The following is a 19,057-nucleotide window of genomic DNA, read 5'->3' as shown; positions in this document are numbered from 1 at the left end:
CCACCGCCCGGAGCCCGCGACCGTCCGGAGCCACCGCCCCGGCACCCGGGCGCCCCAATAACCGGGCCCGAAGGACCGCGACCGAGGACCACCACCAAGGGGCCATGAACCGAGGAGGACCGTGCCCGAGGGAGACACCGTCTGGCAGGTGGCCCGCCACCTGCACACCGCGCTCGCCGGGCGGGTGATCACCCGCTCGGACCTCCGGGTGCCCCGGTTCGCCACCGCCGACCTCACCGACCGCACGCTCCTCGACGTCACCCCGCGCGGCAAGCACCTGCTCGCCCGGATCGAGGGCGGGCTCACCCTCCACTCCCACCTGCGAATGGACGGCGCCTGGCGGGTGTACGCCACCGGGGAGCGGCCCAGGGGCGGCCCCGACCACCAGATCCGGGCCGTCCTGGGGAACGCGGAGTCCACCGCGTACGGCTACCGGCTCCCGGTCCTGGAGCTCGTCCGCACCGACGAGGAGTCCCGGATCGTGGGCCACCTCGGGCCGGACCTCCTCGGCCCGGACTGGGACCCGGAGGAGGCCGTGCGCAGGCTGACGGGCGACCCGGCGAGAACGCTCGGCGAGGCCCTCCTCGACCAGCGCAACCTGGCCGGCATCGGCAACGTCTACAAGTCGGAGCTGGCGTTCCTCGCCGGCGTCACCCCCTGGCTCCCCGTGGGCGAGCTGGAGCCGGACGTCCCCGCCCGTCTGGTGGCGACCGCGCGCCGCCTGCTCGATCTCAACAAGGACCACCCGGACCGGCGGACCACCACCGTGCGCCGCCCCGGCACCCCGCTCCACGTCTACGGCCGCGCGGGCCGCCCTTGTCTGCGCTGCGGCACCCGGATCCTCAAGGCGGAACTCGGGGACCGGGTCACGTACTGGTGCCCGGAATGCCAGCAAGGCCCGCACCGGCAGGAAGCCGATACGAGCCCTTCAGTCTGACCGTCCGTCCGCCCCGGTCCCACAACCGCGGCGGTCCCGCAGCCGTCGCGGCCCCACAACCGCGCCGGTCCCACATCCCCGTCACACCTTTACGCCGAACCGGGGCCCGCACCCCACCTCCGGCGCCACGGCGCCCTGCCGAGGCGTCGGGCGAGCGCGCCCGGCGGCCCCGACGAGGCGGCCACGTGCACGGGCAGCAGACTCAGTCCCCAGCCGCCCGCCACCACCACTCCTTCGACCGGCCCGGCCTCGCCCGGTACGAGCAGCAGGCGCAGCACCGCCCACCCCCAGAGTCCCCCGGCCACCAGCCCGACCGCGATCAGCGCGAGCGTCACCGGCGGAAACCGTCGCCGTACCATGGCCGCCTCCTCCGGTCGACGCTAGACCGGCAGGATCAGCCTGCGGGAGGGCGCACCGGGGCCCGCCCCGGCGCGCACCGTACGTATCAGCACGCCCCGGCCCGCCTCAGACGCTCTCCGCCTGGAACATCCACGCGTGCTTCTCGAGCTCGCCCGTCAGGGCGATCAGGATGTCCTGGGTGACCGGGTCGGGGTCGCCGGTCGCGTCGATCCGCTCCCGCATCCGGGTGGTGACGGCACCGAGGGCGGCGACGAGGATCCGCACCGCCTCCTCGTCCTTGATCCAGCCCTCCGGCACCGTTCCTATCGCGCTCGACGACGAGACGGTCGCCGCTCGCCCGTCCGGGTTGACGCCCAGGGCGGAGGCACGCTCGGCCACGGTGTCGGAGTGCGTCCGGGCGGTGGTGACCACCTCGTCCAGCTGGAGGTGGACGGAGCGGAAGCGCGGTCCGACGACGTTCCAGTGCACCTGCTTGGCCACCAGGGAGAGGTCGACGAGGTCGACGAGGGCTCCCTGGAGGGCGTTGCCGACGGTCTTGAGGTCGGTCTCGGACAGCGTGCTCTTCACGACAGACATGCGGGATCTCCAACCAGTCGAACGTTTCCCCACCATGGCACGCCTGACCGGAACCCGGCATCTCAAACAAAACGGCCCAAAGAATTACCGGGAAAGGGTGAAGCCCCGGCCGGTGCCCCTCGCGGGGCACGGAACCGGGGCTTCACCCTCGTTTCGGTTCAGGCAGCGACGACGTCGACCGCTTCCGCGGGCGCCTTGATGGTCACCCGCTCGGTGGGCACACCCGCCACCGACGTCACCGACACCGAATTGAGCATCGGACGAACCGGTGCCGGCACCTGTTCGCTCGCTGCTGCCGACTCGGCCAGTTCGGCCAGCGACAGCTCGTCGCTCACTTCGCGCATGAGCTCGGACATCCGTACGTCCAACGCGTCGCAGATCGCGGAGAGCAGCTCGGAGGACGCCTCCTTCTGCCCCCGCTCCACCTCGGAGAGATAGCCGAGCGAGACTCGGGCGGACGAGGAGACTTCGCGCAGAGTACGGCCCTGGCGCTGGCGCTGCCGACGCAGCACGTCACCCAGCAGGCGACGGAGCAGAATCATCGGTGGCTCCCTCCTCGGACCGCGTAGCCGCATCCTTCACGCCCCACCGTACCGCCTCGCGCCGCGGCCGTGCGGGGAGCGATGTCGTGTTCACTCAGGGCTGCAAACATCAATTCCCCCCGTTCTGTTCCGTATCCTGTGCCCGCACATTTCCCGAGAGTTCCTCGCGGAGCAGCCGGAGCACGATCCGTACGCTCTCCCTACGGATTTCCCCGCGATCGCCGTTCAACCTCAACGGGAACACTTTCCCCATCGGAGATCCCGTTGAGGCCCCCGTCGGAGACCCCTCCGAAGCACCCGCCTTGGGCGTCCCCCCGGCCGGTCCCGCGACCGCCACGTAGACGGTTCCGACGGGCTGTCCGTCCTGTGGGTCGGGGCCCGCGACCCCGGTCGTCGCGATGCCCCAGTCGGCGCCGAGCCGGGCCCGTACACCGGCCGCCATCTGCGACGCGACCTCGGGGTCCACCGCGCCGCGCTCCGCGAGCAGGGCTCCGTCGACGCCGAGGAGCTCGTGCTTGAGGGCGGTGGCGTAGGCCGTGACGGACCCCCGGAAGGACGCCGAGGCGCCGGGGACCCCGGTGAGCTCGGCGGCCACCAGGCCGCCCGTGAGCGACTCCGCGACGGCCAGTGTCTGGCCGCGCTCGGCGAGCAGCGCGAGCACCCGGGCCGCCTCGGTCATCGTGCCGCCGCCGCCGAGCGCTCGGCGGCGGCCCGCTCGGCGGCGAGGCCCCTGCGCCGCAGCACGACGGCCTGCCGCACGTAGTCGAGACCGGTGACGACCGTCAGCACGACGGCCACCGCCATCACCCAGAAGCGAAGGGTGGCCAGCGGTCCGGCGAGCATGAGGACGTACATGCCCACGGCCGTGCCCTGGGCCAGGGTCTTCATCTTGCCGCCCCGGCTGGCGGGGATGACCCCGTGCCGGATGACCCAGAACCGCATCAGGGTGATCCCCAGTTCCCTGGCCAGGATGACCGCGGTCACCCACCAGGGGAGATCCCCGAGCGCGGACAGGGAGATCAGGCCGGCCGCCATGATCGCCTTGTCCGCGATCGGGTCGGCGATCTTCCCGAAGTCGGTGACCAGGTTGTACGTACGGGCGAGGTGCCCGTCGAAGACGTCCGTGATCATGGCCACCGCGAACGCCGCCCAGGCCCAGGCCCGCCACGCGGGGTCGTGCCCTCCGTCCTGGAGCAGCAGCACCACGAAGCCCGGCACGAGCACCAGCCGGATCATGGTGAGGATGTTCGCGATGTTCCACAGGCTGGCCTGGTTGACGGCCGCCGTGCCCAGCTTGCCGCGGGGCGCCGGCCTACCGGTCCCGCCCGTCGCGGATGCCGGGACTCCGGTCATCTGCCCGCCTCCTCGAAAAGACACTCGGCCACCAGGTCGACGCCCTCCGTCCCGACGACCTTCGCCCTGACCATACGGCCCGGGGCCAGGTCGGGGTCCGTGCCGTCGGCGGTGACGAGGACCACCTGCCCGTCGGTCTCGGGGGCCTGGTGGGCGGCGCGGCCGATCCAGCCGTCCTCCTCGTCCAGGGACTCGACGAGTACCTCCAGGGTCTCTCCGATCCGCTCCTCCGCGCGCTGCGCGGTGAGCTCCTCGGCGAGCCGGGAGAGGTGGGCGAGCCGCTTGTCGACCACGTCCTGGTCGAGCTTGTGCTCGTACGTGGCGGCCTCGGTGCCGTCCTCGTCGGAGTAGCCGAAGACACCGATGGCGTCGAGGCGCGCGTGGGTGATGAAGCGTTCCAGCTCGGCGAAGTCCGCCTCGGTCTCGCCGGGGAAGCCGACGATGAAGTTGGAGCGGGCGCCGGCCGTGGGGGCCTTGGAGCGGATGGTCTCCAGGAGCTCCAGGAAGCGGTCGGTGTCGCCGAAGCGGCGCATGGCCCGCAGCACGTCGGGGGCGCTGTGCTGGAAGGAGAGGTCGAAGTACGGGACGACCTTCTCGGTGGAGGTGAGGACGTCGATCAGACCGGGGCGCATCTCGGCGGGCTGGAGGTAGCTGACGCGGACGCGCTCGATGCCGTCCACGGCCGCCAGCTCGGGCAGCAGGCCCTCCAGGAGCCGGATGTCGCCGAGGTCCTTGCCGTAGGAGGTGTTGTTCTCGGAGACCAGCATGATCTCCTTCACGCCCTGCTCGGCGAGCCAGCGCGTCTCGTTGAGCACGTCCGAGGGGCGGCGCGAGACGAAGGAGCCGCGGAAGGAGGGGATGGCGCAGAAGGTGCAGCGGCGGTCGCAGCCGGAGGCCAGCTTCACGGAGGCGACGGGGCTGGTGTCCAGGCGACGGCGGAGCGGCGCGCGCGGCCCGGAGGCGGGCGCGAGGCCCTCGGGCAGGTCGGCCGGGGCGTCGGTGGGCGCCTCGGCGCCGTCGCCGTGCCCCGGCAGGGCCACGGCGGCCGCGGCCTCCTGCCGCTCCACGGGCGAGAGCGGCAGCAGCTTGCGCCGGTCGCGCGGGGTGTGGGCCTCGACGCTGCCACCGCTGAGGATGGTCTGGAGGCGGTTGGAGATGTCGGCGTAGTCGTCGAAACCGAGGACCCCGTCGGCCTCCGGAAGGGCTTCGGCGAGCTCCTTGCCGTACCGCTCGGCCATGCAGCCGACGGCAACGACGGCCTGGGTCCTGCCGTGGTCCTTCAGGTCATTGGCTTCGAGCAGGGCGTCGACGGAGTCCTTCTTGGCGGCCTCGACGAATCCACAGGTGTTGACGACGGCGACATCGGCTTGCTCGGCGTTCTCGACGAGCTCCCAGCCGTCCGCTGCCAAGCGGCCTGCGAGCTCCTCCGAGTCCACCTCGTTACGGGCGCAGCCAAGAGTGACAAGGGCGACGGTACGGCGTTCGGGCATGGGCTCAAGACTACTTCGTCCCGGCCGTTCCCCCGTCGCGCAGGGTTCACCTGCGCGACGGAGGTCACATCACGGCGGCGGCCGGACCGGCTCAGCCGGCCTGGGGGTCGCCCTTGGTGTACGTGAGCCGCTCGACCTGGCCGGATTCGAACTTGTCGGCGACCTTCTTGCCGTTGACGTAGAGCTCGATGGCGCCGGCGTTGCCGAGGACCAGGTCGACGCGCTCGTCGTCCTGGAAGGTCCTGGACTCGCCCTCCGCGAGCAGTCCGTCGAAGAGGATCTTGCCGTCGTGGGCCTTGGCCGAGATCCAGCTCTTGCCGTCGGTGGCGGAGAGCTTGATCGTGACCTTGTCCTGCGGGACCGCGGCGATCGCGCTCTCGGTGGGCTTGGGCGCGACGGGCTTGACCGGCTTCGGCTTGGCGGCGGAGGTCGCCTGCTCGGGAGCGGGCGCCGGGCCGCCGTCGGCCGCGGTGGTGCCCTTCGGGGTCTCGTCGCCGCTGAACATCGTGAAGCCGACGAACCCGACGACGGCGACGATGGCCGCGACCATCGCGGCGGTCCAGTTGGGCCGGCGCGGCTCGGGGCGGATGCGCTCCGCCTCGAACAGCGGAGCGGCGGGGGTGGGTGCGGGACGGCCGCCGTGCTCGGCGTCGTACTGCTCGACCAGCGGAGCCGGGTCGAGGCCGACGGCGCGCGCGAGGGTGCGGATGTGGCCGCGGGCGTAGACGTCGCCGCCACAGCGCGAGAAGTCGCCCTCCTCGATCGCGTGCACGATCGGGGTCCGGACGCGGGTGGAGGCACTGACCTCTTCGACGGTGAGACCGGCGGCGACACGGGCCTGCCGGAGAGCGCGACCGATCGAGTCCCGGTCGTCTGCCGGGAAGGTCCGGTCGTCTTCGGGGGAGTTGCCGATGGACACGAGAGCGCCTTTCGAGCGTGTAGCCACCTGCTGGACGTTCAGTCTATGGGTGGTACGAAAGGGTGGGGCAACCGGGCGGGTGCTGTTTGTACGCCATGAGGCTGGGACATCCTTCTGTCCCTCCGTCCAACTTGACGTGCGGTCGGGGGAAACGGTTGCCCAGCCTTTTCTTACGAGTGAGTCTCAGCCAGATCTCGAACGGGTACCCCGCCTTCCGGCACCCACACCCGGCCCGTGCCGGGGCCCGCGGCGGCCCCGGTCACGGGCCGCCTACTCGGCCGACTCGCCCCGGATCACGGCGAGGACCCCGTCGAGTTCGTCGGGCTTGACGAGGACGTCGCGCGCCTTGGAGCCCTCGCTGGGGCCGACGATGTTGCGCGACTCCATCAGGTCCATCAGCCGGCCGGCCTTGGCGAAGCCGACGCGCAGTTTGCGCTGGAGCATCGAGGTGGAGCCGAACTGGGTGGAGACGACGAGTTCGGCGGCCTGGCACAGCAGGTCGAGGTCGTCGCCGATCTCCTCGTCGATCTCCTTCTTCTGCTTGGTGCCCACGGTGACGTCGTCCCGGAAGACGGGCGTCATCTGGTCCTTGCAGTGCTGCACGACGGTGGCGACCTCGTGCTCGGTGACGAACGCGCCCTGCATGCGGACGGGCTTGTTGGCCCCCATCGGCAGGAAGAGCCCGTCACCCTTGCCGATCAGCTTCTCGGCGCCGGGCTGGTCGAGGATGACCCGGCTGTCGGCGAGCGAGGAGGTGGCGAAGGCGAGCCGGGAGGGCACGTTCGCCTTGATCAGGCCGGTGACCACGTCCACCGACGGACGCTGGGTGGCCAGGACCAGATGGATGCCGGCGGCGCGGGCCAACTGGGTGATGCGGACGATCGCGTCCTCGACGTCCCGGGGCGCGACCATCATCAGGTCGGCCAGCTCGTCGACGATCACCAGGAGGTACGGGTAGGGGCTGAGCTCGCGCTCGCTGCCCGGCGGGAGCTGGACCTTGCCGGCCCGGATGGCCTCGTTGAAGTCGTCGATGTGCCGGAAGCCGAAGGCCGCCAGGTCGTCGTAGCGGAGGTCCATCTCGCGCACCACCCACTGCAGGGCCTCGGCGGCCTTCTTGGGGTTGGTGATGATCGGGGTGATCAGGTGCGGGATGCCCTCGTAGGCGGTCAGCTCGACCCGCTTGGGGTCGACGAGCACCATCCGGACGTCCTCGGGGGTCGCCCTTATCATCACCGAGGTGATGAGGCAGTTGATGCACGAGGACTTGCCGGAGCCGGTGGCGCCGGCGACCAGGATGTGCGGCATCTTCGCCAGGTTGGCCATCACGTAGCCGCCCTCGACGTCCTTGCCGAGCGCGACCAGCATCGGATGGTCGTCACCGGCCGCGTCCGCGAGGCGCAGCACGTCCCCGAGGTTGACCATCTCGCGGTCGCTGTTCGGGATCTCGATGCCGACCGCGGACTTGCCGGGGATCGGCGAGATGATCCGCACGTCCGGCGAGGCCACCGCGTAGGCGATGTTCTTGGCGAGCGCCGTGATCTTCTCGACCTTCACCGCCGGCCCGAGCTCCACCTCGTAGCGCGTGACCGTCGGGCCCCGGGTGAAACCGGTGACGGCGGCGTCGACCTTGAACTCGGCGAAGACGTTCGACAGCGACGCCACCACGGCGTCGTTCGCCGCGCTGCGCGTCTTGCCCGGACCACCGCGCTCCAGCAGGTCCATCGACGGCAGCGCGTACGTGATGTCGCCGGCCAGCTGGAGCTGCTCGGCCCGCGCCGGCAGGTCGGCCGGCTCTGGCGCGGGCTTGGTCAGATCGGGTACGTCTCCGCTCCCGCGCGAGTCCCCGCCCCGGGCGGGCGGCACGGGCGCGGTCGCCCTCTCCGCGGCACCGGTGGCGGAGGCGGCCGCGGCGGCGCTCCGCTCGGCGGCGACGTCCTTGGTGACGTCCTTGGTCAGGTCGGCGACGACCGGGGACGGCGGCATGCCGTTCAGGACCGCGCCGTCCAGCGCGGCCGCCGCCGCGGCGGCGACGTCCACCGGGTCGAGACCGGCCTCGGAGCCGACCCGCCGGGAGGGGCGGCGGGTCGAGCGGCCGCGCCGCTCCGGCGCCTCCGCCTCGGCCCGGTCCACGTCGTACGGCTCCGCCGGGCCGGGGGCGCGCCGCCGGGCGGGCCGCACGGGCCCCGGCTCCGCGTCCCGCCACTCCTCGTCGTACTCCCCGCGCGCGTACTCCCCTGCCTCTGCCGGGTCGTACGGCGGTTCCACGATGCCGAGCCGGACGCCGAGGGCCCGCAGGCGCTGCGGGATCGCGTTGACCGGGGTGGCGGTGACGACGAGCAGGCCGAAGACGGTGAGCAGCACCAGCATCGGTACGGCGAGGACCTCGCCCATCATGAAGACGAGGGGCTGGGACGCGGCCCAGCCGATGAGGCCCCCCGCGTTCTGCACGGCGTCGGCGCCGTCGCCGCGGCCCGGTGAGCCGCACGCGATGTGCACCTGGCCCAGGACGCCGAGGGCGAGGGCGGAGAGGCCGATGACGATCCGGCCGTTGGCCTCGGGCCGCTCCGGATAGAGGATCAGCCGCACGCCGATCCCGCCGACCAGCAGCGGCACCAGCAGGTCGAGCCGGCCGAAGGCCCCGGTGACGAGGAGTTCGACGAGGTCGCCGACCGGGCCGCGCAGATTGGACCAGGTGCCCACGGCGACGATCAGCGCGATGCCGAGGAGGAGCAGCGCGAGGCCGTCCTTGCGGTGGACGGGGTCGAGACCCTTGGCTCCGCGTCCTATGCCCCGGAAGAGCGCCCCCACCGCGTGGGCCAGTCCGAGCCAGGCGCCGCGCACGAGCCGGTAGACGCCCCCGGTCGGGGACGGCGCGGGACGGGGCGGCGCCTTCTTCGCCGCCGTCCTGCGCGCGGGCGCGCGCTTGGCGGGCGCGGCCTTCCTGGCCGGAGCCCTCTTCGCGGGCGGTTTGACGGGGGACTTCGCGGGCGCCGCCTTCTTCGCGGCGCCCGTCGTACGGCCGGCGCGCGGCTTTGCGGTGCCCGCCGTGCCCTGGGTCTTGCCGGACGTACGTGAAGCCATGGTGCCGAGGTTACCCGTGTGGGAACCGGCTGTCCGCCTCACCCGTTCGTGTCGTCCGCGCGGAGGCGCGGTGCTGACGCCGCATCACGACGAAGCGCCCCGGACCATGACGGACCGGGGCGCTTCGTGACGTCGTGTCAGCTCTGGCTGGGCAGGGTCGGCGCGGCGCCGGCACCCGGCTCCAGGGCGTCCAGGGCCCGGCGCAGCCCGGTGAGCTTGCGCTCCAGGTGCGCGGCGGTGGCGACGGCCGCCGCGTCGGCCGAGTCGTCGTCGAGCTGCTTCGACAGGGCCTCCGCCTGCTCCTCGACGGCCGCGAGGCGGGCGGAGAGCTCGGCGAGCAGACCGGCGGACTCCTTGCCGTGACCGCTCTCGCCGCCGCCCTCCAACTGGAGCCGCAGCAGGGCGGCCTGCTCGCGCAGCTTGCAGTTCTTCATGTAGAGCTCGACGAAGACGGAGACCTTGGCCCGCAGCACCCACGGGTCGAAGGGCTTCGAGATGTAGTCGACCGCCCCCGCCGCGTACCCCCGGAAGGTGTGGTGGGGGCCGTGGTTGATGGCGGTGAGGAAGATGATCGGGATGTCCCGGGTCCGCTCCCGCCGCTTGATGTGGGCGGCGGTCTCGAAGCCGTCCATTCCCGGCATCTGGACGTCGAGCAGGATGACCGCGAAGTCGTCCGTCAACAGCGCCTTGAGCGCTTCCTCCCCGGACGATGCCCGTACCAGCGTCTGATCGAGCGCGGAGAGAATGGCCTCCAGCGCCAGCAGATTCTCCGGCCGGTCATCGACCAGGAGGATCTTGGCCTTCTGCACCATGCCCCGTCCTCCTCGTCCCGGCAACGGCTCTGCCCGGTCCCCCGAACCGGGGGAGGCACCGGGCGCCGCCCCAGAAGACGACTCCCTAGCGCCGTCCGTCCTTGTGCCGGTCATCGTAGCCGCACCCCGCCCGTCGCCACACCCTGTCACCGCGATGTCACTGTGCACGTAGGGAAAACGCGGTGGGAGACCAGAAGGTTCCCCGTATCCCGCCCTCTCACACGCTCCTGGCGACAGTCCGTCAGAGATCGTGCCGGACCCGGCGCGGCGGCACCCGGGACCACGCGGCGCTCCGCGCGGCCCCGGACCGGATCACTTGCGCCGCATCCACTCCTCCATGACGGACAGCAGGTGGTCGGGGTCGACCGGCTTGGTCACGTAGTCCGAGGCGCCCGACTCGATCGCCTTCTCCCGGTCGCCCTTCATCGCCTTCGCCGTCAGGGCGATGATCGGGAGACCGGCGAACTGCGGCATCCGCCGGATCGCGGTCGTCGTCGCGTACCCGTCCATCTCCGGCATCATGATGTCCATCAGGACGACCGCCGCGTCGTCGTGCTGCTCCAGGACCTCGATGCCCTCCCGCCCGTTCTCCGCGTACAGCACGGCGAGCCCGTGCTGCTCCAGGACACTGGTGAGCGCGAAGACGTTGCGGATGTCGTCGTCCACGATGAGCACCTTCTCGCCGGAGAAGCCGAAGGTGCGGCGCGGCGGCGCCTCCTGCGGCTCCTCGCGCTCCGGTGCGGGCTGCGGCTGCCCGGTCTGCCCCGGCGGCACGCTCCGCGCCCCGGTCGCCTCCGCGGCCGCCTTCCGGCGGTGCCGGAACAGCGCCCCGGCCCCGGAGCGCGCCCCCGTCCGCGCGGGCGCCGGCGGAAAGTGCGGGAACGGGTGCACGGCCCCGGCCGCCCCCTCTTCGGCACCCTGCTGCGGGTCCTCGCCGTCCTGCGCGCCCTGGCCGTAGCCCGGCGCGGGCAGCTCGGTCGGGTTCAGCGGCAGGTACAGGGTGAACGTCGAACCGCGGCCCGGCTCGCTCGCGGCGAAGATCTCGCCGCCGAGCAGCCGCGCGATCTCCCGGCTGATCGAGAGCCCCAGGCCCGTGCCGCCGTACTTCCGGCTGGTCGTGCCGTCGGCCTGCTTGAAGGCCTCGAAGATGACCCGCATCTTGCTCGCCGCGATCCCGATCCCGGTGTCGGTGACCGAGAACGCGATCAGGTCGGCGTCCGGATCGCGCAGCGAACCGGCCTCCAGGAGCTGCTCGCGGATCGACTGCGGCACGTCCGTGCCGGCCGGCCGGATCACCAGCTCCACCGCGCCCGTGTCGGTGAACTTCACGGCGTTGGAGAGGAGGTTGCGCAGCACCTGCAGCAGGCGCTGCTCGTCGGTGTGGAGGGTGGCCGGCAGCTCCGGCGAGACCCGCACCGAGAAGTCGAGCCCCTTCTCCGCCGTGAGCGGCCGGAAGGTGGCCTCCACGTAGTCGACGAGCTGGACGAGCGCGATCCGGGTCGGCGAGACGTCCATCTTGCCCGCCTCGACCTTGGACAGGTCCAGGATGTCGTTGATCAGCTGGAGCAGGTCCGAACCGGCCCCGTGGATGGTCTCCGCGAACTCGACCTGCTTGGGCGTCAGGTTCGTCTCGGCGTTGTCCGCGAGCAACTTGGCCAGGATGAGGAGTGAGTTGAGCGGGGTGCGCAGCTCGTGCGACATGTTCGCCAGGAACTCGGACTTGTACCGCATGGAGACGGCGAGCTGTTCGGCCCGTTCCTCCAGGACCTGCCGGGCCTCCTCGATCTCGGTGTTCTTCACCTCGATGTCGCGGTTCTGCCGGGCGAGCAGTTCGGCCTTCTCCTCCAGCTCCAGGTTGGAGCCCTGGAGCTCCTTCTGCCGGTGCTCCAGTTCGGCCGAGCGCTCCTTGAGCTGCTCGGTGAGCTCCTGCGACTGCTGGAGCAGCACCTCCGTCTTGGTGTTGACGCTGATGGTGTTGACGGTGGTGGCGATCAGCTCCGCGAGCTGGTTGAGGAAGTCGCGCTGGATCTGAGTGAACGGCTGGAAGGAGGCCAGCTCGATCACGCCGAGGACCTTGCCCTCGAAGAGGACCGGCAGCACGATCACGTGCGCGGGCGCGGCCTCCCCGAGCCCGGAGGAGATCTTCAGGTAGCCCGGCGGCACGTTGACCTGGATGGTCCGCTTCTCCTCGGCCGCCGTCCCGATGAGGGTCTCGCCGGGCCGGAACGAGGTCGGCATGGAACCGGCGGAGTACCCGTAACTCCCCCGCATCCGCAGCTCGTACGAGCCGTCGCCCTCGCCGACCAGTTCGGCGTCGCCGTGGGCGGAGCCGGTCGGCATCGCCACGAAGAAGGCGCCGTGCTGGGCCGAGACCACCGGCGTCAGCTCGCTCATGATGAGCGAGGCCACGTCGTCCAGGTCCCGCCGGCCCTGCATGAGGCCGGAGATGCGGGCCAGGTTGCCCTTCAGCCAGTCCTGCTCCTCGTTGGCGAGGGTGGTGTCGCGCAGGTTGGTGATCATCGTGTTGATGTTGTCCTGGAGCGCCTGGATCTCGCCCGCCGCGTCCACGCCGTCGATCTTGAGGTTGAGGTCGCCCCTGGTGACCGCCGTGGCGACGGCCGCGATGGCCCGCACCTGGCGGGTCAGGTTCCCGGCCATCTCGTTCACGGACTCGGTCAGGTCGCGCCAGGTGCCGTCGACGTCCCGCACGCGCGCCTGGCCGCCGAGGATGCCCTCCGTACCCACCTCGCGGGCCACGCGCGTGACCTCCTCGGCGAAGTTCGACAGCTGGTCGACCATCGTGTTGATGGTGTTCTTCAGCTGCTGGATCTCACCGCGCGCGTCGATGTCGATCTTCTTGGTGAGGTCGCCCTTGGCGATGGCGGTCGTGACGGCCGCGATCTGGCGCACCTGGCCGGTCAGGTTGGAGGCCATCGAGTTCACCGACTCGGTCAGGTCCTTCCAGGTCCCGGAGACGCCCGGCACCCGGGCCTGACCGCCCAGCTCGCCCTCCGTGCCCACCTCGCGGGCCACGCGGGTGACCTCGTCCGCGAAGGACGACAGGGTCGTCACCATCGTGTTGACGGTCTCGGCGAGTTCGGCGACCTCGCCGCGCGCCTCGACCGTCACCTTCTTCGTCAGGTCGCCGTTGGCGACGGCCGCCGACACCCGGGAGATGTTCCGCACCTGGCTGGTCAGGTTGTTGGCCATCAGGTTGACGTTGTCGCTGAGGTCCTTCCAGGTGCCGGTGACACCGCGCACGCGTGCCTGGCCGCCGAGAATGCCCTCCGTACCCACCTCGCGGGCCACGCGCGTGACCTCGTCCGCGAAGTTCGACAGCTGGTCGACCATCGTGTTGACGGTCGTCACCAGTTCCAGGATCTCGCCCCGGGCGTCGACCGTGATCTTCTTCGACAGGTCGCCCATGGCGACCGCGGTCGTGACCTCGGCGATGTTCCGCACCTGGATGGTGAGGTTGTTCGCCATGCCGTTCACCGACTGGGTGAGGTCCTTCCAGGTGCCGGAGACCCCCTGCACCTCGGCCTGACCGCCCAGGATGCCCTCGGTGCCCACCTCGCGGGCCACCCGGGTCACCTGCTCGGCGAAGTTCGACAGCTGGTCCACCATCGTGTTGAGGGTGTTCTTCAGCTCCAGGATCTCGCCGCGCGCGTCCACGTCGATCTTCTGCGACAGGTCGCCGCGCGCGACCGCCGTGGCGACCTGGGCGATGTTGCGGACCTGGGTGGTGAGGTTGCCGGCCATGCCGTTCACCGAGTCGGTCAGGTCGCGCCACACGCCGGCCACGCCGGGCACCTGCGCCTGACCGCCGAGCCGCCCGTCGGTGCCCACCTCGCGGGCCACCCGGGTCACCTGGTCGGCGAACGCGGAGAGCTGGTCCACCATCGTGTTGATGGTGTTCTTCAGCTCCAGGATCTCGCCGCGCGCGTCCACGTCGATCTTCTGCGACAGGTCGCCGCGCGCCACGGCCGTCGTCACCTGCGCGATCTGCCGCACCTGCGAGGTCAGGTTGCCGGCCATGAAGTTCACCGAGTCGGTGAGCTCCCGCCAGCGCCCGGAGACGCCGTCCACGCGCGCCTGACCGCCGAGGCGGCCCTCGGTGCCCACGTCCCGGGCCATCCGGGTCACCTGGTCCGCGAAGGACGACAGCTGCGACACCATCGTGTTGACGGTGTTCTTCAGCTCCAGCATCTCCCCGGCCACGTCCACCGTGACCTTCTGCGACAGGTCACCGTTGGCGACGGCCGTCGTCACCTGGGCGATGTCACGCACCTGCCCGGTCAGGTTGCGGAAGGCCGTGTTCACCGAGTCGGTGAGGTCCTTCCAGGTGCCCGCGGCGCCCGGCACCTGTGCCTGCCCGCCGAGGAGTCCCTCGACGCCGACCTCCCGGGCCACCCGGGTCACCTCGGAACCGAAGGCGGAGAGCTGGTCCACCATCGTGTTGACGGTGTTCTTCAGCTCCAGCATCTCCCCGGCCACGTCCACCGTGACCTTCTGGGACAGATCGCCGTTGGCCACGGCCGTCGTCACCTGCGCGATGTCACGCACCTGCGTGGTGATGTTCCGGAAGACCGTGTTGACGGAGTCGGTGAGGTCCTTCCACGTGCCCGCCGCGCCCGGCACCTGCGCCTGCCCGCCGAGCAGACCCTGCGCGCCGACCTCGCCCGAGACGCGGGTCACCTCGTCGGCGAACGTCCGCAGCGTCTCGGTCATCTGGTTGATCGTGTCCGCGAGCTGCGCGATCTCGCCGCGCGCCGAGACCCGCACCTTCTGCGACAGGTCGCCGTTGGCGACGGCGGTCGTCACCTCGGCGATCCCCCTCACCTGATTGGTGAGGTTGCCCGCCATCGTGTTGACGGAGTCGGTGAGGTCCTTCCACACGCCGGCGACCCCGGCCACCTCGGCCTGACCGCCCAGCTCGCCCTCGGTGCCCACCTCGCGCGCGACCCGGGTCACCTCGGAGGAGAACGACGACAGCTGGTCCACCATCCGGTTGACGGTGTTCTTCAGCTCCAGCATCTCGCCGGCCACGTTCGCCGTGACCTTCTGCGACAGATCGCCGTTGGCGACCGCCGTCGTCACGAGCGCGATGTCGCGCACCTGGGCCGTCAGCTGGTTCGCCATGGTGTTGACGGAGTCCGTGAGGTCCTTCCACGAACCGGACACCCCGCGCACCTGCGCCTGACCGCCCAGCTTGCCCTCGGTCCCGACCTCGACGGCGACCCGGGTCACCTCGGAGGCGAACACCGACAGCTGGTCGACGAGGTTGTTGGCGGTACGCGCGACCTTCAGGAACTCGCCCCGCAGCGGCCGGACCGTCCCGTCGGAACCCTCCGACCGCAGGTCCATCCGCTGCTCCAGGTCGCCCTCGGCCACCGCCGAGAGCACCCGTCCCACCTCGGACACCGGCCGGGCCAGGTCGTCGACGAGCGCGTTCGCGGCCTCGATCGCCGCCGCCCAGGCCCCCTCGCTGGCCCCGGCCTCCAGGCGCTCGGACAGCTTGCCCTCGCGCCCGACGACCCGCCGGACCCGCGACAGCTCCCCGGTCACGTGCAGCTGCCGGTCCGCGACCTCGTTGAACACGGCGGAGATCTCCGCCATGACCCCGTCGCCGGACACCGTGAGCCGCCTGCGGAAGTTCCCGTCCCGCATCGACACCAGCGCGGAGAGCAACCGCTCCAGCGCCGCGGCGTCCACCTGGACCGTCCCCCCACGGGAACGCCCGCCCCTCGCGCGCGTACCGCTGCCTCCGCCGCGACGCGCCGCCGTGCCAGACTCCACCGTGTCCCTCCCGAAAGGGGTCGACCGTACCGCTCCGGCTGTGCCGGTAGCCTGCCCAGTGTTTCACCGCGACCGAACCAGGCGATAACAGTTCGGCGGCTTCGAAGGCGTCCCTACCCTCGGAGGGACGGAAACAGCGGCAACCGGCATCCGCTCGGACAGCGAAGGTAAGTAACCTGGCATCCGGCTGTCCAGCCGCCCCGGTCCGCCCGGCGGGGACGGTGTGGTGCGCGCACGACCACCGGGCAGTGGGAAGGACAGACCGAGCATGGCAGAGCCGGGCGTCGAGACGCGTACGAGGAGTGCTGTGATCACCGCGCGGGCGACTGCCAGCTTCGAGCCCGTCGGGCGGTCCGTCGCGGCCGCACGGGCCTTCGTCCGGGACACCCTCCAGGGCTGGGGCCACCCCGAACTGGTGGACGACGCCGTCGTCCTCACCAGCGAGCTCGTCACCAACGCCGTCATCCACGCCGGCACCGCCGCCGACGTGCTCTGCCTGCGCTCCGACGACAGCATCCGCGTCGAGGTCTCCGACCGCTACCCCGAGCGCGAGATCCCGGTCCAGAGCGGCCGCACCCTCGCCTCCCCCGACCGCGAGAACGGCCGCGGCCTGCTGCTCTGCGCCGCCCTCGCCCACCGCTGGGGCGTCGACTACTCCCCCACCCGCAAGCACGTCTGGTTCCACCTCGACCTCCCGCAGCGCCCGGTCGGCACCCGCTCCGCCGGCCCGGTCGTCCCCGACGCCCTCCTCCCGGTCGCCGACAGCCGCGTCCGCGTCGCCGTCGTCCAGATCGACCGGAACGGCGCGATCACCGCCTGGAACGAGGACGCCGGGGAACTCTTCGGGTACGGCTCCGAGCAGGTCGCCGGCAAGCCCCTGGGCGACCTCGCCGCCTGGCCCCACACCCCCGGCATCGGCACCGGCCTCGCCGAGGCCCTGCGCCTCTCCCGCTGGGAGGGCAGCTACGGCATCCGCTGCGCCGACGGCCGGGTCGTCCCCGTCTACGCCTCGCACATGCGGGTCCGCGACGCCCAGGGCGAGCCCTCCACGGTCTGCCTCCTGGTCCGCGAGCACGAGCGGGCGGTCCTCCAGACCCCGCAGCGCCCCGCGGCCGAGCCGGGCGCCGAGAACCGTGCCGCCGACCCCTTCGAGGTCTTCATCGGCTCCCCGGCCCCCGACGACCTGGACGGCCTGCTCCAGCGGACGGTCGAGCGCGCCCGCGACATGCTCGACGGCGACGCCGCCTTCCTCCTCCTCGCCACGGACGACGAGACGGAGCTGGAGGTACGGGCCACCACCGGCCTCCCGGCCGCCCGCCAGCGCTTCGCGCGCGTGCCCGTGGAAACCGGCGCCAGCCGGTACGGCTCCGCCCGGATGCCCGCCGTCCACGAGGACCTGGCCGCCGTCCCCGGAGCCGTCCCGCTCCTGGAGGACACGGGCATGCGCTCGGTGGTCACCGTCCCCCTCAAGGTCGAGGGCCGCCTCACGGGCTCCCTGGGCGTGGCCGCCGAGGCGGCGAACCGCTACTCGAACGAGGAGGCCCTCCGCCTCCAGTTCGCCGCCGACCGCATCGCCCTGGCCGTGGAGTCCGCCCGCCTCGGCGAGCTGGAACGCCTGCGCCGCGGCTCCCTCAGCTTCCTCGTCGAGGCCTCCGACCTCCTGGCCGGCACCCTCGACCGGGACCAGACCCTGGCCCTGATGGCCCAGATGACGGTCCCCACCCTCGCGACCTGGTGCGCGGTCTACACGATCGCCGACCAGGCCTCCGACCCGTACCTCTCCTACGTGCTCCACGAGGACGAGGACCGCATCGACGGCCTCAAGGAACTGCTCTCCTCGATCACGCCGCCCGACCCGGTGCCGACGCCCGGCGCCCGGGTCTGGACCGCGCCGGGCGAAGCCGCCCGCCGGGCCGCGCTCACCGCCTCGGTCCACGCCCTCGACCACCCGTCGAGCCCGCACGCGCCGGGCATCGACAGCACGCTGGCCACGGCGAGCGCGGTCGCCGGCGAGACGGTCGTCCTGCCCCTGGTGGCCCGCAACCGGGTCATCGGCATGCTGACGCTCGGCAGGCCCTCCGAGGACCACTTCCGCCAGGAGATCCTGGAGCTCGCCGAGGACCTGTCCCGCCGGGCCGCCCTGGCCCTGGACAACGCCCGCCTCTACTCGGAGCGCGTGGCCATCAGCCAGTCCCTCCAGCGCAGCCTCCTGCCGCCCGGTCTCCCGGAGATCCCCGGTGTCGAGGTCGACGTCATCTACCGCGCGGCCGGCGAGGGCAACGAGGTCGGGGGCGACTTCTACGATCTCTTCCCGATCAGCGACGGCGCGTACGGATTCGCCATCGGCGACGTCTGCGGTACGGGCCCGGAGGCGGCCGCCGTCACCGGCCTGGCCCGTCACGCCCTGCGCCTCCTGGCCCGCGAGGGCCTCGGCGGCCCGGCGGTCCTGGAGCGCCTGAACGCGGCGATCCTCGACGAGGGCTCCCGCAGCCGCTTCCTCACCCTCCTGTACGGCGAGATGCGCCCGCAGGAGGACGGCTCCGCGGTCCTCAAGGTCGTCTGCGCCGGCCACCCGCTGCCCCTGCGCCTCAGCCCGGACGGCACGGTCCGCCCCGCGGCCGAACCGCAGCCGCTCCTGGGCGTCATGGACGACCTGGAGCTGTACGAGGAGACGGTCACGCTCGACCCCGGCGACGTCCTCCTGTGCGTCACGGACGGCGTGACGGAGCGCCGCGAGGGCTCCCGCATGCTGGGCGACGACGGCCTCGCCGACGTCCTCAAGACCTGTACGGGCCTGACGGCCGGCGCGGTCGCCGCCCGCGTCCTGCGTGCGGTCGAGCGCTTCGCCCAGGCCCCGGCCTCCGACGACATGGCCATCCTCGCGATGCGCCTCCGCGAACCGGACGACCGCTGACGACACGGCGCCTTCCCAACGAGGGAAGGCGCCGCTCTCTCTGCCCCTACTCCTGGGAACGCAAAAAGGCCCCCGCCTTGCGGCGGGGGCCTTTTTATACCGGAGCCCTTTAACGGAATCGAACCGTTGACCTTCTCCTTACCATGGAGACGCTCTACCGACTGAGCTAAAAGGGCAGGTGTTCGGCGGTGTCCTACTCTCCCACAGGGTCCCCCCTGCAGTACCATCGGCGCTGAAAGGCTTAGCTTCCGGGTTCGGAATGTAACCGGGCGTT

12 protein-coding genes, 1 tRNA gene and 1 rRNA gene are annotated in these 19,057 nt (G+C 71.7%); 2 read left to right on the top strand and 12 right to left on the bottom strand.

Annotated elements, in window-relative coordinates:
- The first annotated feature begins 121 nt into the window (after positions 1-121).
- Positions 122-937, top strand: a complete 816-nt coding sequence (locus ACFY7E_RS26170) for an Fpg/Nei family DNA glycosylase (protein WP_383438794.1) — start codon at positions 122-124, stop codon at positions 935-937.
- Positions 938-1,026: 89 nt separating this feature from the next.
- Here ACFY7E_RS26170 and ACFY7E_RS26165 read toward each other — a convergent pair whose 3' ends face one another.
- The 10 genes from ACFY7E_RS26165 to ACFY7E_RS26120 all read right to left on the bottom strand — a co-directional run bounded on the left by ACFY7E_RS26165 (position 1,027) and on the right by ACFY7E_RS26120 (position 15,869).
- Positions 1,027-1,296, bottom strand: a complete 270-nt coding sequence (locus tag ACFY7E_RS26165; protein WP_383438796.1) for a hypothetical protein — start codon at positions 1,294-1,296, stop codon at positions 1,027-1,029.
- A 106-nt stretch (positions 1,297-1,402) separates the two neighbouring features.
- On the bottom strand, positions 1,403-1,873 hold the full coding sequence (locus tag ACFY7E_RS26160; RefSeq protein WP_383438798.1) for a Dps family protein: 471 nt from the start codon (positions 1,871-1,873) through the stop codon (positions 1,403-1,405).
- A 158-nt stretch (positions 1,874-2,031) separates the two neighbouring features.
- Positions 2,032-2,415, bottom strand: a complete 384-nt coding sequence (locus tag ACFY7E_RS26155) for a helix-turn-helix domain-containing protein (RefSeq protein ID WP_030221417.1) — start codon at positions 2,413-2,415, stop codon at positions 2,032-2,034.
- A 109-nt stretch (positions 2,416-2,524) separates the two neighbouring features.
- Entirely contained in the window at positions 2,525-3,094 is a 570-nt protein-coding gene (locus ACFY7E_RS26150; protein ID WP_389488840.1) for a CinA family protein, read from the bottom strand.
- Positions 3,091-3,768: a CDP-diacylglycerol--glycerol-3-phosphate 3-phosphatidyltransferase gene (gene pgsA / locus ACFY7E_RS26145; protein ID WP_389488837.1), complete on the bottom strand. Its 678-nt coding sequence runs from the start codon at positions 3,766-3,768 to the stop codon at positions 3,091-3,093. Before pgsA ends, ACFY7E_RS26150 begins: the two co-directional genes overlap by 4 nt.
- Complete coding sequence (gene rimO / locus ACFY7E_RS26140; protein WP_383438803.1) at positions 3,765-5,258, bottom strand: 30S ribosomal protein S12 methylthiotransferase RimO; 1,494 nt, start codon at positions 5,256-5,258, stop codon at positions 3,765-3,767. The genes pgsA and rimO overlap by 4 nt, the downstream gene beginning before the upstream one ends.
- A 91-nt stretch (positions 5,259-5,349) precedes the next feature.
- Positions 5,350-6,177 carry a helix-turn-helix domain-containing protein gene (locus ACFY7E_RS26135; protein WP_389488835.1) on the bottom strand — a complete coding sequence of 276 codons (828 nt, stop codon included), beginning with the start codon at positions 6,175-6,177 and terminating at the stop codon, positions 5,350-5,352.
- Positions 6,178-6,447: 270 nt separating this feature from the next.
- The gene (locus tag ACFY7E_RS26130) at positions 6,448-9,258 is read right to left on the bottom strand and encodes a DNA translocase FtsK (RefSeq protein WP_389488832.1); all 2,811 of its coding nucleotides are present in this window, start codon (positions 9,256-9,258) and stop codon (positions 6,448-6,450) included.
- A 137-nt stretch (positions 9,259-9,395) separates the two neighbouring features.
- Positions 9,396-10,070, bottom strand: a complete 675-nt coding sequence (locus tag ACFY7E_RS26125) for a two-component system response regulator (RefSeq protein WP_053646858.1) — start codon at positions 10,068-10,070, stop codon at positions 9,396-9,398.
- A gap of 312 nt (positions 10,071-10,382) precedes the next feature.
- Complete coding sequence (locus tag ACFY7E_RS26120) at positions 10,383-15,869, bottom strand: HAMP domain-containing protein (RefSeq protein ID WP_389488829.1); 5,487 nt, start codon at positions 15,867-15,869, stop codon at positions 10,383-10,385.
- A gap of 268 nt (positions 15,870-16,137) precedes the next feature.
- Between ACFY7E_RS26120 and ACFY7E_RS26115 the strand changes: the two genes are divergently transcribed.
- Positions 16,138-18,783, top strand: a complete 2,646-nt coding sequence (locus tag ACFY7E_RS26115; RefSeq protein ID WP_389488826.1) for a SpoIIE family protein phosphatase — start codon at positions 16,138-16,140, stop codon at positions 18,781-18,783.
- Positions 18,784-18,886: 103 nt separating this feature from the next.
- Here the strand turns inward: ACFY7E_RS26115 and ACFY7E_RS26110 are convergent.
- Positions 18,887-18,959: transfer RNA gene (locus ACFY7E_RS26110), tRNA-Thr, on the bottom strand.
- A gap of 4 nt (positions 18,960-18,963) precedes the next feature.
- A 5S ribosomal RNA gene (rrf, locus tag ACFY7E_RS26105) occupies positions 18,964-19,057 on the bottom strand; the annotation flags it as partial.

The sequence above is a fragment of the Streptomyces sp. NPDC012825 genome (assembly GCF_042900925.1).
Classification (GTDB): domain Bacteria; phylum Actinomycetota; class Actinomycetes; order Streptomycetales; family Streptomycetaceae; genus Streptomyces.
This window is presented reverse-complemented; position numbering and strand designations above follow the sequence as displayed.